The sequence below is a fragment of the Methanobrevibacter sp. genome (genome assembly GCA_022775905.1).
Taxonomy (GTDB): domain Archaea; phylum Methanobacteriota; class Methanobacteria; order Methanobacteriales; family Methanobacteriaceae; genus Methanocatella.
This window is the reverse complement of sequence record JALFJX010000014.1, coordinates 1-15,291: the sequence shown is the minus strand read 5'-3', so window position 1 is coordinate 15,291 and position 15,291 is coordinate 1. Positions and strand designations below refer to the sequence as shown.

Below are 15,291 nucleotides of genomic sequence, written 5' to 3'. Positions count from 1 at the left end.
ATAATATGCCAGTTGATAAGGATATTAAAAAAGTATTAATTATTGGTTCTGGACCTATTCAAATCGGACAAGCAGCTGAGTTCGATTATTCAGGATCACAAGCATGTAAATCATTAAGAGAAGAGGGAATTGAAACAGTCCTTGTTAACAGTAATCCTGCTACAATTCAAACTGATATTGATATGGCAGATACTGTTTACACAGAACCATTAACTCCTGAGGTTGTTGCTAAAATCATCGAAGAAGAAAAAGTTGATTCCATCTTACCTACTATGGGTGGACAAACTGGATTGAACATTGCAACAGGTCTTGGAGACTTAGGATTACTTGACGGAATTAAAGTATTAGGTTCTGACGTTCAAACAATTAAAGACGTGGAAGACCGTGACTTATTTGCAAACCTCATGGACAAAATCGGAGAAAAAATCCCTAAATGTCATGCGGTTGAAAGTGTAGAAGCAGCACTTGAAGCAGTAGAGGACATTGGATATCCTGTTATTGTAAGACCAGCATTCACCTTAGGTGGTACTGGTGGGGGAATTGCTCACAATGAAGAAGAATTAATTGAAATTGCAACTCACGGATTAGATATGAGTTTCATCAATCAAGTTCTCATCGATGAATCTGTTCTCGGATGGAAAGAAATAGAATTTGAAGTAATGAGGGACAAAGAAGACACTTGTATCATTGTATGTACTATGGAAAACATTGATCCTATGGGTATCCACACAGGGGATAGTGTTGTAGTTGCTCCTATCCAAAACTTATGTGATGAAACCATTCAAAAAATGAGAGATGCATCCATTAAAATCATCAGAGCATTAGGAATTAGAGGTGGATGTAACATTCAATTCGCACTTAACCCTGAAACTGATGAATACAAAGTTATTGAGGTAAACCCTCGTGTATCCAGAAGTAGTGCACTTGCATCTAAAGCAACTGGTTATCCAATTGCAAAAATCTCTTCCAAAATAGCTTTAGGATTAACCTTGGATGAAATTAAAAACGATATTACCAAAGAAACACCAGCATCTTTCGAACCAGCTATTGATTATGTCGTTATTAAAATCCCAAGATGGCCATTTGACAAATTCAAAAGTGTAAGTCGTGAAGTCGGAGTTCAAATGAAAGCTACTGGGGAAGTAATGGCTATTGGAAGAACCTTTGAAGAAGCATTCCAAAAAGCACTTAGATCACTTGATATGGGATTCGATGGTTTTGAATACATTGATTACACTGAAGAAGACTTAAAACACCCTACTGATAAAATCTACTTCCAAATTTATTCAGCTATTAAAGATGGAATGGAAATTGATAAAATCAGAGAACTCACAAAAATCGACAATTTCTTCTTATACAAAATTAGAAACATTGTTAACTTCGAAAACAGCGTAACTGCTGAAAAATTAGAAGATGAAGACTTCTTAAGAAAAGCTAAACAAATTGGTTGTTCCAATAAAAGATTAGCTACTTTATCTGGTCAAACTGAAGAATATGTTAAAAACTTACTTTCAAGATTCAACATAAAACCATCCTATAAAATGGTAGATACATGTGCTGCCGAATTTGAAGCAAAAACTCCTTACTACTACAGCAGTTATGATAAAGGAAATGAACTTGTATCAACAAACAAGAAAAAAGTTGTAATTCTTGGAGCAGGACCAATCAGAATTGGTCAAGGTATTGAATTCGATTACTGCTGTGTACACTCTTCCTTAGCTTTAAAAGAAAAAGGAATTGAAACAATATTGATCAACAACAACCCAGAAACTGTAAGTACTGATTACGACATTTCTGATAAATTATTCTTCGAACCACTTACATTTGAAGATGTGATGGGAGTAATTGAACAGGAAAAACCTGATGGGGTAATTGTTCAATTTGGTGGTCAAACATCAATTAACTTATCTGTTCCACTCGCAAATGCTGGAGTTAAAATTTTAGGTACTCCATATGAAAGTATTGATAGAGTAGAAGACAGAGAATTATTCGCAGAGCTCTTGGAAAAATTACACATTCACCAAGCTCCATACGGAACTGCAAATTCATTTGAAGAAGCAAAAGCTATTGCAGAAGAAATTACCTTCCCAGTTCTCGTACGTCCATCATATGTAATTGGTGGAAGAGCAATGGAAATTGTTTATGATAACAATGAGCTTGAAGAATATATGAAAGAAGCTGTAAAAGTCTCTCCTGAACACCCAATTTTAGTTGACAAGTTCTTGGAAGATGCTATTGAACTTGATGTAGATATATTATGTGATGGTGAAGATGTATTCATTGCAGGAATCATGGAACACATCGAAGAAGCTGGTGTTCACTCTGGAGACTCCGCATGTGTAATACCTCCTCAAACTATTCCAGCATATATCTTAGACACTATTCGTGAAAATTCAACAAAATTAGCTCTTGAATTAGATGTCAAAGGTTTAATGAACATTCAATATGCAGTAAAACTCGATGAGGAAATGGTTTACATTATTGAAGCTAACCCTCGTGCAAGTAGAACTGTGCCATTTGTAAGTAAAGCAATTGGTGTGCCACTTGCAAAAGTTGCAACCTGGATTATGCAAGGAGCTAAATTAAAAGACTTCGGATTAACCAAAGAGATTAAATTAAATCATGTTGCAGTAAAAGAATCTGTATTCCCATTCTTAAAACTCCCAGAATCCGATACTGTCCTTGGACCTGAAATGAAATCCACTGGTGAAAGTATTGGTATCGATGAGAATTATGGAATGGCATTCTATAAATCACAACTCTCCGCAGGTATGGAATTGCCTACTGAAGGTAAAATATTCATCAGTGTTAAAAAAGCAGACAGAAAGAAAATCAGACCTATTGCTGAAACCGCAGCTAACTTAGGATTTGATTTAATTGCAACTGATGGTACTGCTAAAGCTACTGGTCTTGACTCAGTTGAAAAAGTATTGAAAGTATCTCAAGGATCTCCAAACATCAGAGATGCTATCTTAAACAAAGAAGTTGATTTAATTATTAACACATCTGAAGGTAAACAGTCTGCAAAAGATGGTTATATCATCAGACGTCTTGCAATTGAACTGGGCATACCATACGTTACCACACTTGCAGGAGCAAGAGCAGTTTTAAATGCTATTAAAGCTGTTCAAAATAATGAAATCAATGTAAAATCTTTAAATGATTATGTTGATGGAGAATAATTATTCTCTATCCTTTTTTTTAATTATTGAATAAATATTCCTGGATATTAATACCGCAGGAAGGACATTCTGTTTCTCCAATTTTTAATCTGTTTTTACATTTAGGACAGAAGTTTAATTGTACTTCATATTCAATATTAGGATCAATAACTGCATTGACTTCAATTTTCTGAGTGATATTTGTTTTCAGGGCATTTATGTCCCAATTATTAGCCATCAGTATCTTCTTATAATAAAACGCTTCAGTCATAGTATCATATTGGCCAATTGTTTCATCACCTTTCTGAATATAGAACTTTCTAAGCTTGTGGTCAAAGAGAATTTCCCCTTCCCTTTCTTTTTTGTTGACTTTGGTTCCTTTGATTCTGCCTTTTGGTCTTTTTTCTGGAAATGGTGGTAGAACTTTATTTTCATACTTGTTTTCAAGGTCGCATTCAACAAGCAAATCATAATCAAAATTACAAAAAAATAGTGCATCTCTTTCGTATAATGCATCAGATAACTTTTTAAATTCTCCATAATCTTTATTATTGTATTTAACTCTGTATACGTCTCCAGTTTTTATAATATTCCTGTAAAAGTATCTTATTTCTTGAGAGTTAATAGTATCACCTTATGGTTTAAAGACATGTGGTATTAAGTTAAATTGTTCTCTGATATATCTTAATTTTGTTTTTACAATTTAATAAAGATAATTATATTAATAAAAAAAATTAGATTTTCTTTTAATGTTTACTATAGCTAATGGAATCATATTAAAAGGCAAAGATTTGGTTCCAACCCGTGAAAATATTGTTGTTGATGAAGGAAAAATAATTGAAATTGGAAAAGAATCCTCTGAAGGTAAAATTATTGATGTCGATGGTGCTGTTGTTTGCCCATCATTTATAAATGGTCATATGCATATAGGGGATTCTATTATAAAAGATGAAGGTTATGGATTGTCTTTAAGTGAAATGGTAAAACCTCCTTATGGTGTTAAGCATGTTGCATTAGCTAACGCCAGTGATAATGATTTAATTGAGGCAATGAAATCTTCAATGTGGGATATGGTTTATGGTGGAACAACTCATTTCATTGATTATCGTGAAGGTGGTCTAAATGGGGTCAGGCTTTTAAGAAAAGCTGCTGAAGGTATTCCAATAACACCAATAATTTTAGGACGTGACGACAGTTTTTATGGTGATGACCCGGATTTAAGTAAAGTTAAAGTAGCTATTCGTAAACTCTTAAAATATGCCGATGGAATTGCACCAAGTGGTTTTGGTGAAATCACTGTGGATGTTGCTGAGATAATTGTGGCTGAATGTAAAAAAGCAGGTAAGATCTCTTCAATTCATGTGGCAGAATCTGAATCCAATCAGATTGAATCCTTGGAAAACAGTGGATTAAGTGAAATTGGAAAGGGAGTTTCAAATAAATTTTCCCAACTGGTTCATCTTACTAATCCAAAAAATGATGATTTGAAATCCGTTGCAGAATCTGGTCAAAATGTTGTTGTTTGTCCAAGGGCTAACGCTACATTGAATGTTGGTGTTGTACCATTACCTCAGATGATTGATTTGGGCATAAAGCCGATGCTTGGAACTGATAATGTAATGCTTAATTCTCCAAACATGCTTCGTGAATTGGAATTTGTCTTAAAGATAATGTCTGTATATTATAAACAGTATATTGACCCATGTGGTCTCTTAAAGATGGCAACAACTAATGTTTGCCGATTCGGTATTAATGATGTAATTCAAAAGTCTGTAATTGATGAAAATAATTTTGCAGAATTCAATGTGTTCAATTCTTTTTCTAAAAATCATTACATTAATATAATAAATCGCTGTGAAACGAAAAATATATTATATAGAATTAATAAAAAAACAACCATATAATATAAATGGATATTAATCTATATATTATGGGAGATGTTAATAATGTATAAAAAAATATTGGTCCCTACTGATGGATCTGAATTCGCAAAAAAAGCTCAAAAACATGCTTTGTTTTTATCAAAGGTATCTGGAGCGGAAATTATTGCTATAAGTGTTACAGAGAATAATTTTGTTAACGGGCTTCCATTAGATGATGAAGTATACCAGTTAAATCAAATCTTAAAAGAAAGATCTGAAGAAAATCTTAAAGAATTTGATAAATTAAATGAAGATGAGTTGAAGATTACCCACATAGTTAGAGAAGGGTCACCTGCTAAAGTTATTCTCGAGGTAGCAAAAGAAGAAAATATTGATTTGATAGTAATGGGTAGTTCTGGTAAATCTGGATTCGATAGATTTATTATGGGTAGTGTAGCAGATAAGGTTGTCAATTCAGCTAAATGTGCAGTACTTGTAGTTCATTAAATTTAATTTACCATTTTATTATTGTATTTATAAAAGGTGTTTTTTATGTTAGTTAAAAGAACAATGTCTAAAAATGTTGTTAGTGTTTCTGTTCCAGGTAACAGGGACAAAGTTTTAGACTTAATGAGGAAAGAAAAAAAAGCAGTATTACCAGTTGTCAAAGGAGACACTGATATTTTAGTAGGAATCGTAACTCGTTCTGACTTAATTAATAATCCTGATGAAGAACAAATTGCAATGTTAATGAGTAGAGACTTAATTACAGTAGCTCCTGGTGATGATGTAATTGATGCTGCTCGTAAAATGATGGAAAATGATGTTAGAAGAGTTCCTGTAGTGGATGATGAAGGAAAATTAGTTGGAATTATTACTTCTTTCGATTTAGTATCTAACGCATTAACCAAAACTGAAATTGATGATGCAGTTGAAAATTACATGATTACAACTGTGCCAACCACTTGGGAAAAAGCTCCATTGAATGTTGCATTTGAAACTATGAATCAATTTGGATTAAAATCTGTTTTAACTCTTGATGATGAAGCAAAATTATCTGGAATTTTAACTGAAACTGATTTTATCTCTGAAATCGAAATCATTTCTGAAAGAAGTGAACACAGTTCTACTGTAGGTACTGAAGGAGACAAATGGTCTTGGGACAGTACTTCTGTATTATACATTGAGAAAAATCATTTAAAATTCACTGATAAAGCTGTCTGTGATGTTGCTGTTGGTAATGTTGAAGTAGCTAACTCCAAAACCAAAGTTTCAGACTGTGCTAAAAAAATGAAAACCTTAAACATTGAACAAATTCCTGTTATTGGTGTTGAAGGCAATTTAGTAGGTCTTGTAAGAGCTAGTGATTTAATCAAAGCATTAGTCCCACAAGAATAGTGGTATAATGGCTGTAAATCCAGTATTAGTGATTAAGGTAGTTGACAATACTAGTGTTGGTGTTCGTGCGAGATTATATGATGATTTCTCTGAACACAACATTGTTTTAAACTCTGTACTTGCTTATTGGTGGGCAAATAATATGCCTCCAGCCGTTAAATTTTTAGAACTTTTTGATTCTGTTATCAAAAGAACTATCAATGAGATAATGCCTCATAAAACATTAAACTTAAAATATGAGGTAAAAGCAGATGCAATTTTGGATAATGCTTCTCAAATTGAAATAAATTTGATTTCTATCTCGGCAGATGATGTAGGGTTTAAAATTGATGGTGGGTCTATTTTCCTTAAAGATTTAAGAAATGTCGAAGAGGATTTTGAACCTAAGGAATTTTCAACAACTTTTGATCATTGTATCGAAACTCCAGATATTGTTTTAAAAAAATATAGGGAAATGAAAGGAAACTAAATGTTTCTTCTCAATTTAGATTGTGGTGTGCATAAAACTATTTTACTGCATTTTCATAATTTTATTCCTGTATTGAAAATATCAATATTTTCTATTTTTTCTTTTTGTTTTTATTGATAATTTTCTGAGTGAACAGTGTTTTGTATTTTTCATGTTTGTTATTAATATGAAAATAAACCATTCGTATAATCAGGAATTATTCTATTGTTATTTTTATTTTTGGATAAATTTAAAGATAGTTTTTTCATAATACTTACTTTTTAATTCATCGTTAATGTCTTTAAATTTATTTTAGTTAACAATTTCACAAATCTTGTCAACTTTACAATCACTAAGACTTCCAAAGTCATTAACTTTGGCCAGTTCACAGTCAGTATTAACAATATTTTGGTTATTTTTGGTGATAGTATATTTTATTTTATTCTACCAATGTTTTAATATGGGTGATTAATTCTCTTGCATCCTCTTCTTTGATGTTTTTGGAAGTACGGATGAAATCAATCAGTTCACCTTTTTTATCGCTATTTAAGCTTGATTGGGATAGTGTTTGAGCATAAGTTCTTTTAGGATAAAAAGTTTCTTTTGAAATTTTGCTCAATTCCTCTTTTTCCTCTTGGGTGATGATTCCTTCCTTAACTGCATTTTTAAATACATAATTCATACTGATTAATGGAACTGAAAGTGCTTCCAGGCTTTCTGAGTCAAGCATTACTGCAACATCATCATCGGAGTCAACATTTCCACTTGCATATTCGTTATAGCAATAACCTATTCCTTCCATTCCAAGACTGTCAAGCTCGGATGCTCTAAGTGCACCCATACTTGAAGCTCCAAATACCTTAACTCCTTTTTTCATAACGCTGAGGATTTCTCTGTGTCCAACAGCGGAGTTTTGGTGAAATACTCCATCAATAATTCCAATTATATCAGGATTTTCTTTTATGTCCTGGCCTAAATCTCCTCTTTTAATTGGTCTTTTGTAGATTACTTCAATGTCATCGTGTGAATCCAGGATTTCTCGAGCTTTATCAAAAGGAAGTGAAAGTCCTGTATAAATTATGATTTTAACCATGATATCATACTCTTAAAAATCTGTATCCTGCTCTTTCAGGGTCAAGTGCATAAATTTCCATTTCAGGAATTATTACTCTTGCAACGTTAACGTCAAGTTCTTCTCTTGTAAGATTTGTGTATAGAATGTGCTTGATGTCATTGGCCATCAATTCATCTTTTACAATTTCCAAATCTTTTTTAATTGATGTTGTTGACTTATTTTCAATATCTTGGAGGTTGATTTGTTTTTCTTCCTCTCTAAAGTAGTATTTGTTGATTCTTTTCATCCTTTCATAGCCTGCTTCACGTGCAAAGTCCGCCCTAACGGTATCTTCACGAGCACCATTGATTTGTGTTGCTCTGCTTTGTGCAACTTCAGTCAATGCTCTTAGTATTGCAACTTCAGGATCCAAATGTGTTCCCATGCCTAGTGTCAACAGTCCTGCATCCCTTGTAACTGTATCGTCTGCTGAAGCAGCTATTGTCGGAACTTTGATGTCTGCAGTAAAATCCATCAGTTTGATTTTAATTCCATTTGATTCGAATTTTCCAATCACATCATTTATCAATTCACTTTCAATGCTTTCTAAATTGATCTGTGAATAGTTCTTATGGGTCAATTCAAAAATGCTCCATGCATCTCTTTCGATAACTTCAAATATTCCGTGCAATATTGCTTCATCCAATATGTTTCCTGATGCAAGACCATTGGTGTTTGACTTAAAGAAGCTTTGAACATCATTTTCATGAATGTATGGGTGGAACACTGCATTTGAAGGAACGTAGTATTCATCACCAGATATTAAATCTGTTGCAAGAGTCCATTCCAATTGAATTTCTGAAATGTCTTCCTTTTCATATTTTTGAGGTAAATTCAATGATTTAGGATCAATGAATTTTCCTTTATCTGAAATTTCGCTGACTGTTGCAATTATGGTTTCGTCGTCATTTTGCTTTTCAGCGGAATATCTCTCAAATCCTTCCATCATTGCTGAAGCTTTAGCGTGGTCTTTTGTGATTCCTTTTCCACCATAAATGCTGATTGCACCATCTTCTGCAGTGGGCCTTATTGCAGTAAAAACAGGCATCCCAATTCTATCTAAATCAGTAATGTCTGCAATACGGGTAATTCCAGCAGTTCTTAACTTTCCTTCGTTAATTTCTATTGTTTTTTTTGGAGCAATAACTCTGTGTGTTCCTTCAAAATATGTGAGTTCTTCTCTCATTTTAAAATCCTAAAATAATTCTTACTATGGTTTCAACGCCCATTGTCATAGACATCAAGGTCATTATTCCAGCAACTGCAATTGTAGCAACCCAAATTCCAGCATTCCAGGTTAATACTTTGGATCCGTCCAAGTTTCCGATTGGTATTAAGTTAAATGCAGCAAGGAAACTGTTGATTGAATAACCAACTGAACAGATGACAAATATCAATACTGAAGTTTCTGAAGTGAATGCGGATGGATAAATAACTATACAAATTGCTAAAAATATTAATGCAAGAACAATATTGACAATAGGTCCTGCAATGGAGATTTTACCATTGATTTCATCAGTCATGTAGTTTGCATAAGTGTATACTGCACCTGGTGCTGCAAATACGAATCCTAAAAATGAACTGATTAGTGCAAAAATCAATCCCTGAGGCCATAATTTGAATTCAGCCCAATATCCGTATTTCATTGAGACAAATTTATGTCCGAGTTCATGCAAGATGAAACCTGCACCTACGCCAACCATAACAATTGGCAATATTGTAAGTACGGCAGATGGGTCTCTACCACCATTTACTATTGCAAAACTTAGAGAAATAACGACAAATGCAATTATCAAATCTCTTATTTCACTAGTTGTAAATTTAAACATATGTTAAAATATCTAATTTGACTTTAATATAATTTTTTATAATATTTTGTCTAAAATATATAAACATGGACTTACATGTGAACAATATTTTAAATGATATAAAAAAAGATGATATTCAAGCTTATTTACTTACACAATTTACCAATGTCGAATACCTTTCAGGATATAAGCCGACAAGTTTCGCTTTCTGCATAATCAAGGAAAATCCGATTATCTATGCATCAGGAATGGATATGGAACTTGCGGTCCGTGATTCGGCTATTGAAGTTAAAAAATATGAATCATATGAATTGATGATTAATGAATTAAAGGAAGAGGGTATCAAAAACCTCGCAATTGAACCTACACTTCCTTACAGCACATATGTTCGCTTCAGGGATGATTTTGATGTGTCCTCAAAAACATATGTCGACAAGCAACGTATGATCAAGACTGATGATGAAATTGCAAAGATTACAAAAGCAACTGAAATAGCTCAAAAATCATTCTTGCAATTGGATATCCTGAACAATAAGAACACCGAAAAGGAAATTGCTTTTGACCTTGCACGGTATATGATTGAAAATGGGGCTTCAAAGGAGTCATTTGATACAATCGTCACAAGTGGTGCTAATTCAAGTCTTCCTCATGCAATTCCAGAGGTCAAAAAACTGGAACAGCCTATTTTAATTGATTGGGGTGCAATATTTGAAGGGTACTGTTCTGATAATACTCGTACAATGATTTATACTGAACGCCAACAGGAAATTTGGGACATTGTTGCAGAAGCCCATGACAAGGCAATAAAAGCAGCTAAAGTGGGTATGAAATGCTGTGAAGTTGATAAAGTGGCTCGTGATATCATAACTGAATATGGCTATGGTGATAAGTTCATTCACACAACCGGTCACAGTTTAGGTTTGGATATTCATGAAAATCCTGGATTTTCCGCCCGTGATGATACTATGATTGAAAATGGTATGGTTATAACAGTTGAGCCTGGAATCTACTTGGAAGGGGAATTTGGAGTTCGCCTTGAAGATACTGTCAGTATCTCAAAAAAAGCCAATGTTATTGGTGATTTGCCTTTAAACATTGACTAATTTTATTATTTTTTTCTTTTTTTGTTCATAACTGGAATAATTCAGTTAATTTTCAGGATATTGGATATTTTTTTATTTCCATATATTTTTTAAACATATTATTCAGTTTATAATTTAAATTATACAGATTTATATAATAGTTGAAAGTTATATAATAGTGGATCTATGCTTTTTTATTTAGTTAATCAAGTATTATGATTTTATAAATCATGTTTAATTTTACAAAATGTTCGGAAAAACTTAAAAGGTTATTATTATGGAAAATAATAATTTGAAATGCAGGCTACTGTTCTTATCAATATTATTAATATTTGTTTTAAGCATAGGTGCAGTATGCGCTACACAAGACAATACAACAGCTGGTTCATTGGATGATAATGGATTGGCTATTGAAAAAACTAATTTTAATACAAATGATGGACTTGGTGATGTCATTAGTAATGATGGTAATGCTAATGTTCTAAAAGAAGGCGAAACAATTGATTCAGGTAATTCATGAATTAAATAATTTAATAAATACAACTCCTGAAAATGGAATCTTGAATCTGGAAAAGAATTATGCATTTGACGTCCAGTGATAATGATTATAAAACTGGTATTCCAATTACTCAAGGAATTACAATCAATGGTAATGGATTTACTGTCAGTGGTAATGATATTTCAAGAATATTCAACATATCTGGAAGTAATGTCATCATTAAAAACTTAAATTTCATTGATGGGTCTTCAGATGTGTATGGTGGTGCAATTTACTGGAATGGAAATGATGGTTTATTGGATAACTGTACTTTTGAAGGAAATTCAATCACTGGTTCTGTTGGTGGACAATCTAATGGTGGGGCTATTTATGTAAATGCTGCAATGTAAAAATAATCAATTCAGTCTTTGCCAACAATAGTTTATCCAAGTATTCTGCTGGTGCAATATATATGATGAAAGGTTCCAGTTCAATTTTAATTGAAAACTGTACTTTCAAAAACAACACTGTTATGTATGGTGGTGCTTTGGATATTGGGCCTTCTGTTGTTGTAAACAATTGTACTTTTGTTGAAAACAATGCAATACAAACTAATGATCAGTCTGGTGGTGCAATCTGGACTTCTCCGTTAAGTTCTGGTTCAATTTTAATCAATGGCTCTAAATTCATTGGAAATCATGCTGCTGGTAGTGGTGGTGCAATTGGAGGTGCTTGTGGTTCAACTATTGCTAATTCCTACTTTGAAAACAATTCTGCAGCTAAAAGTGCCGGTGCAGTAATAATTAGAATAAACAATAAGTTTTGGACTATAGAAAATTCTACTTTCTTAAATAATACTGCTAAAAATGGTGGTGCTGTTTTTATTGATGGAAACGGTCAAATGACAAGTATAATAAAGCAATCTGAATTTATAAACAATACTGCTCTTGAATTGGGTGGAGCTATATATTATTATTGGTCTTCATCAATACTATCTCAGATAATGTTAAGTTTATAAATAATACTGCATATTATGAAATAATAACTGCTACTCCTTACTCTTGTGGTGTGCAATTTATTATTATAAATCCTCCTATAATACAATTTCCAATAATGTCACTTTTAAAGGAAATGATGCAAAGGATAGACCTTACAGTTTCTATCAAGGATATGGTGGTGCTATTTATTATGATTTATCCAATTATAATAGTATAAATAATGTTTTATTTGATAGCAATAGTGTTAACTGTGAAGGTGGTGCTATTTATTACAGGGAATCAAAGGAAAATCAAATAATCAATGCTGATTTCATTAACAATATTGCTGAATACAGCCGTGGAGGTGCTATTGGATATGAAGGAGATAATCTTAAATGCGATATTATAAATTCAACATTCAAATACAATAATGCATCTTCTGGTGCTGCTGTTGCGTATTTTGGTAATAATACTGCAAGTAATATCATTAATTCTACTTTCATGTATAACTGTGCATTTGCTGAAGGTAGTGCTATATATGTGGAAGGTCAATCTCCTAAACTTACTAACTGTACTCTTTTGGAAAATAAGGCAAGAGTCACTGGTTTGTCCCGATCTTTGAATTCTAATTGTACTGAATTGCAGATTAGACTTTCTGGTGGGAATTCAGTTATTAATGCTATTTCATCTAATTCTCCGGTTACTTTAAATAATGTAACATACTGGGGTGCAAATGGAGTAACTGTTTCTCCTGCAAGTGATGTGGTATTCCAATGCAATTCCAATGAAGCAGGTCAAAATGTTTCATTGGTGGTAAGAAAAGATGTTGAAATAATTCTAAATTTAACTGATGTGACTGATGATGATGGTAACATCATTATATCACTCTAAATATCAGTTGCTTATATGCTTTCTCTCTCAACCTTTCTATACTATAGTTTAGATTTGGCAGGTTAATTAAATTTGTGGATAAGGTTGTGATATTTCAGTTGGTATATTATTTGTTTTATATAATGGATATAATAAATAATATGGTAAAAATAATTGATATAGGAATTACGGAGAATATCACAAAATAGGATTGTATGAAAATTTTTATTAGAGTAATATCATATATTACTTACCAGACATGTTGATTAAACATGATTAGATATTTAATATTATATATCTCTTTTATTTGATGATAAAAAAGGTTTTTCAGAAACTATCCCTTCTAAAAAATCATCATTTAAAAAATTCAATATTTTTTTAACATCGTCATTAGTTTCCAGTTCAAGTTTTCCTGTTGGCCTATTAAATTTGATGTTACTTTTATTTTCAATTTTTTCAATATTTTCATTAGTTAGATATCTAAAACTATCGTTTTTTAAGATTACATATAATTTTTTCAGATGGTTTTTATTATTTTCAACCTTGTAATATAATTGTTGAAGGTTTAATAAATTTACATCATAACTTTCATTTTCTTCAAGTTTTTTTAACATTTCATTTATTTCTTTTTTAAATTTCCTTTCAAAGCCAAAAATTAGTTCAAAGTTATATTTATCAAATATATACATTGTTTGATTATGTAATTCATTATCTTTATCTAAATAACAAATACAATCCATTTTTTGTTCTAATTGTAATAATGGAGAATTTAATTTTTTAAGTTTTTTATCTCCAAAGGAAAATAAATATTTTTCATTTTTTAACAAAGTTTTTGATCTTATTTTCTGAAAAGATATTATTTTATCGTTCCCATTATCAATTACAATAGCAGCTAACCATAACTCATGACCTTTTTTTAATTTTTTTTCATCATAAACAACACAATCCAAACAAATCTTATCCATAAATTTGGGCAAGTATTCTAGTTCATCACATTTTATAAATTGCACAATTCCTTTTTCTTCAAATAGAGGATTATAGTCTATTGTCTCATAATTGTCATTAGTGATATAATTTCTAATTTGATCTTGGAGAATGTGTTTCATATCTTTTTTAACTTCATCATCATCAATTATAGTTGAAAACACTTCAAAATTTTCCCTTTTTCTAGGTTTTGAGAATAAATATAAATTAATGTCATTCATATCACTTTGAGTTACTTTATTTAATAATTCTTGCATTTTATTCACCATCAACAATATATAATCTTGAACTAAGTTGGTTAACTTTTATATTTTCCCCAATATTCCGATATATATCTTGTTTTGATAGCAATATCACATAATTTTTTTCAGTGTATAAATAATAAAACTTATACCCAAATAACATAAAAATCGGATTTATATAAATAATTTCGGAATTGGAATATATTAAAAATACAAATGTAAATATGATTGCTGCAGAAAAAATCTCTTCAGGGGTTCCTAATGATATAAAGGATATTATATATGGGATTAAATAAGATAAAATTATGTCTGTTTTTTCATCTACTTTATTTACATTGAAATATTTTTTTGTATTTGATTTAGAATTGTTTATCATTTTATATGAAATAAAAATAAATATTATGAATAAAGCTACAAATATTATTGATACAATATGAATCTCGTACAATACGTTATTTAAAAGAATTTTTATTTTGTAATGACTTGTTTTAATGGCAATGATTAATAATAAAGGACTATATGCACTAATAAATAATAATAATTTATTTATTGACAATGTTCTTTTTAACTCTTTAGTGGCATTCATATTATATTAATTGAATTTTCAAAGTTATTAATTTGTTGGAATATATTAAGTGACTTATTTTTTATCAAACTCATATAAAAAAATATTATATATTTTATATATAAAATATAATAAATAATATAATAAAAAATATAAAATGAGACTCTTTCAAAAACTTTGTTGATTTTCAAAATCGTTTTTTCGATTTTGGTTCCAAATTAAATCTCTGCGATATATTCGTTTTAAAACACCTCGTTTGGTCTTGAATGTTCGTTTCCTTGATTTTGGCATTGTTTTTTGGA

At 31.3% G+C, this 15,291-nt stretch carries 16 protein-coding genes; 10 read left to right on the top strand and 6 right to left on the bottom strand.

Annotation, left to right across the window (positions count from 1 at the left end):
* Positions 1 to 5: 5 nt before the first annotated feature.
* Positions 6 to 3,182 (top strand): carbamoyl-phosphate synthase large subunit, encoded by a 3,177-nt coding sequence (gene carB / locus MR875_04945; GenBank protein MCI6994188.1) that lies wholly within the window; start codon positions 6 to 8, stop codon positions 3,180 to 3,182.
* Positions 3,183 to 3,201: 19 nt separating this feature from the next.
* Here carB and MR875_04940 read toward each other — a convergent pair whose 3' ends face one another.
* Positions 3,202 to 3,627, bottom strand: coding sequence for a zinc ribbon domain-containing protein (locus MR875_04940; protein MCI6994187.1), 426 nt, complete (start codon positions 3,625 to 3,627; stop codon positions 3,202 to 3,204).
* 283 nt (positions 3,628 to 3,910) lie between these two features.
* Here MR875_04940 and MR875_04935 point away from each other — a divergent pair, with 283 nt between their 5' ends.
* The 4 genes from MR875_04935 to MR875_04920 are packed head-to-tail and all read left to right on the top strand — an operon-like array spanning position 3,911 to position 6,890.
* Positions 3,911 to 5,065 carry an amidohydrolase family protein gene (locus tag MR875_04935; GenBank protein MCI6994186.1) on the top strand — a complete coding sequence of 385 codons (1,155 nt, stop codon included), beginning with the start codon at positions 3,911 to 3,913 and terminating at the stop codon, positions 5,063 to 5,065.
* A gap of 42 nt (positions 5,066 to 5,107) precedes the next feature.
* Positions 5,108 to 5,530: a universal stress protein gene (locus MR875_04930; protein ID MCI6994185.1), complete on the top strand. Its 423-nt coding sequence runs from the start codon at positions 5,108 to 5,110 to the stop codon at positions 5,528 to 5,530.
* Positions 5,531 to 5,575: 45 nt separating this feature from the next.
* Positions 5,576 to 6,421 carry a CBS domain-containing protein gene (locus MR875_04925; protein ID MCI6994184.1) on the top strand — a complete coding sequence of 282 codons (846 nt, stop codon included), beginning with the start codon at positions 5,576 to 5,578 and terminating at the stop codon, positions 6,419 to 6,421.
* A 7-nt stretch (positions 6,422 to 6,428) separates the two neighbouring features.
* Entirely contained in the window at positions 6,429 to 6,890 is a 462-nt protein-coding gene (locus tag MR875_04920) for a hypothetical protein (GenBank protein MCI6994183.1), read from the top strand.
* Positions 6,891 to 7,308: 418 nt separating this feature from the next.
* On the opposite strand, the gene MR875_04915 is transcribed toward MR875_04920, so the two are convergent.
* Genes MR875_04915 through MR875_04905 form a run of 3 tightly spaced genes read right to left on the bottom strand, consistent with a single transcriptional unit; the run spans position 7,309 to position 9,812 of the window.
* Positions 7,309 to 7,962 (bottom strand): TfuA-related McrA-glycine thioamidation protein, encoded by a 654-nt coding sequence (locus MR875_04915; GenBank protein MCI6994182.1) that lies wholly within the window; start codon positions 7,960 to 7,962, stop codon positions 7,309 to 7,311.
* A gap of 4 nt (positions 7,963 to 7,966) precedes the next feature.
* A complete protein-coding gene (locus tag MR875_04910) occupies positions 7,967 to 9,169 on the bottom strand; it encodes a YcaO-related McrA-glycine thioamidation protein (protein ID MCI6994181.1) in 1,203 nt (400 codons plus the stop codon).
* Between the two features lies 1 nt (position 9,170).
* Entirely contained in the window at positions 9,171 to 9,812 is a 642-nt protein-coding gene (locus MR875_04905; GenBank protein ID MCI6994180.1) for a site-2 protease family protein, read from the bottom strand.
* 59 nt (positions 9,813 to 9,871) lie between these two features.
* Between MR875_04905 and MR875_04900 the strand changes: the two genes are divergently transcribed.
* From MR875_04900 to MR875_04880, 5 genes are all read left to right on the top strand, one after another.
* The gene (locus MR875_04900) at positions 9,872 to 10,894 is read left to right on the top strand and encodes an aminopeptidase P family protein (protein ID MCI6994179.1); all 1,023 of its coding nucleotides are present in this window, start codon (positions 9,872 to 9,874) and stop codon (positions 10,892 to 10,894) included.
* Positions 10,895 to 11,150: 256 nt separating this feature from the next.
* Positions 11,151 to 11,393, top strand: a complete 243-nt coding sequence (locus MR875_04895; protein ID MCI6994178.1) for a hypothetical protein — start codon at positions 11,151 to 11,153, stop codon at positions 11,391 to 11,393.
* 59 nt (positions 11,394 to 11,452) lie between these two features.
* On the top strand, positions 11,453 to 11,761 hold the full coding sequence (locus MR875_04890; protein MCI6994177.1) for a hypothetical protein: 309 nt from the start codon (positions 11,453 to 11,455) through the stop codon (positions 11,759 to 11,761).
* A gap of 62 nt (positions 11,762 to 11,823) precedes the next feature.
* Entirely contained in the window at positions 11,824 to 12,369 is a 546-nt protein-coding gene (locus MR875_04885) for a hypothetical protein (GenBank protein MCI6994176.1), read from the top strand.
* A 43-nt stretch (positions 12,370 to 12,412) separates the two neighbouring features.
* Positions 12,413 to 13,219: a hypothetical protein gene (locus MR875_04880; protein MCI6994175.1), complete on the top strand. Its 807-nt coding sequence runs from the start codon at positions 12,413 to 12,415 to the stop codon at positions 13,217 to 13,219.
* A gap of 269 nt (positions 13,220 to 13,488) precedes the next feature.
* Here the strand turns inward: MR875_04880 and MR875_04875 are convergent, their stop codons facing one another.
* Both MR875_04875 and MR875_04870 read right to left on the bottom strand, forming a co-directional pair.
* Positions 13,489 to 14,403 carry a DUF4868 domain-containing protein gene (locus tag MR875_04875; protein ID MCI6994174.1) on the bottom strand — a complete coding sequence of 305 codons (915 nt, stop codon included), beginning with the start codon at positions 14,401 to 14,403 and terminating at the stop codon, positions 13,489 to 13,491.
* A gap of 37 nt (positions 14,404 to 14,440) precedes the next feature.
* Complete coding sequence (locus MR875_04870) at positions 14,441 to 15,010, bottom strand: hypothetical protein (protein MCI6994173.1); 570 nt, start codon at positions 15,008 to 15,010, stop codon at positions 14,441 to 14,443.
* Between the last annotated feature and the right edge of the window lie 281 nt (positions 15,011 to 15,291).

Excerpts from the sequence above, each read along its gene's own strand:
- MR875_04905 (MCI6994180.1), bottom strand. The coding sequence starts at position 9,812 with ATGTTTAAATTTACAACTAGTGAAATAAGAGATTTGATAATTGCATTT.
- MR875_04925 (MCI6994184.1), top strand. The coding sequence starts at position 5,576 with ATGTTAGTTAAAAGAACAATGTCTAAAAATGTTGTTAGTGTTTCTGTT.
- MR875_04935 (MCI6994186.1), top strand. The coding sequence starts at position 3,911 with ATGTTTACTATAGCTAATGGAATCATATTAAAAGGCAAAGATTTGGTT.
- MR875_04895 (MCI6994178.1), top strand. The coding sequence starts at position 11,151 with ATGGAAAATAATAATTTGAAATGCAGGCTACTGTTCTTATCAATATTA.
- MR875_04915 (MCI6994182.1), bottom strand. The coding sequence starts at position 7,962 with ATGGTTAAAATCATAATTTATACAGGACTTTCACTTCCTTTTGATAAA.
- MR875_04920 (MCI6994183.1), top strand. The coding sequence starts at position 6,429 with ATGGCTGTAAATCCAGTATTAGTGATTAAGGTAGTTGACAATACTAGT.
- MR875_04910 (MCI6994181.1), bottom strand. The coding sequence starts at position 9,169 with ATGAGAGAAGAACTCACATATTTTGAAGGAACACACAGAGTTATTGCT.
- carB (MCI6994188.1), top strand. The coding sequence starts at position 6 with ATGCCAGTTGATAAGGATATTAAAAAAGTATTAATTATTGGTTCTGGA.
- MR875_04930 (MCI6994185.1), top strand. The coding sequence starts at position 5,108 with ATGTATAAAAAAATATTGGTCCCTACTGATGGATCTGAATTCGCAAAA.
- MR875_04875 (MCI6994174.1), bottom strand. The coding sequence starts at position 14,403 with ATGAATGACATTAATTTATATTTATTCTCAAAACCTAGAAAAAGGGAA.
- MR875_04890 (MCI6994177.1), top strand. The coding sequence starts at position 11,453 with ATGCATTTGACGTCCAGTGATAATGATTATAAAACTGGTATTCCAATT.
- MR875_04870 (MCI6994173.1), bottom strand. The coding sequence starts at position 15,010 with ATGAATGCCACTAAAGAGTTAAAAAGAACATTGTCAATAAATAAATTA.
- MR875_04885 (MCI6994176.1), top strand. The coding sequence starts at position 11,824 with ATGATGAAAGGTTCCAGTTCAATTTTAATTGAAAACTGTACTTTCAAA.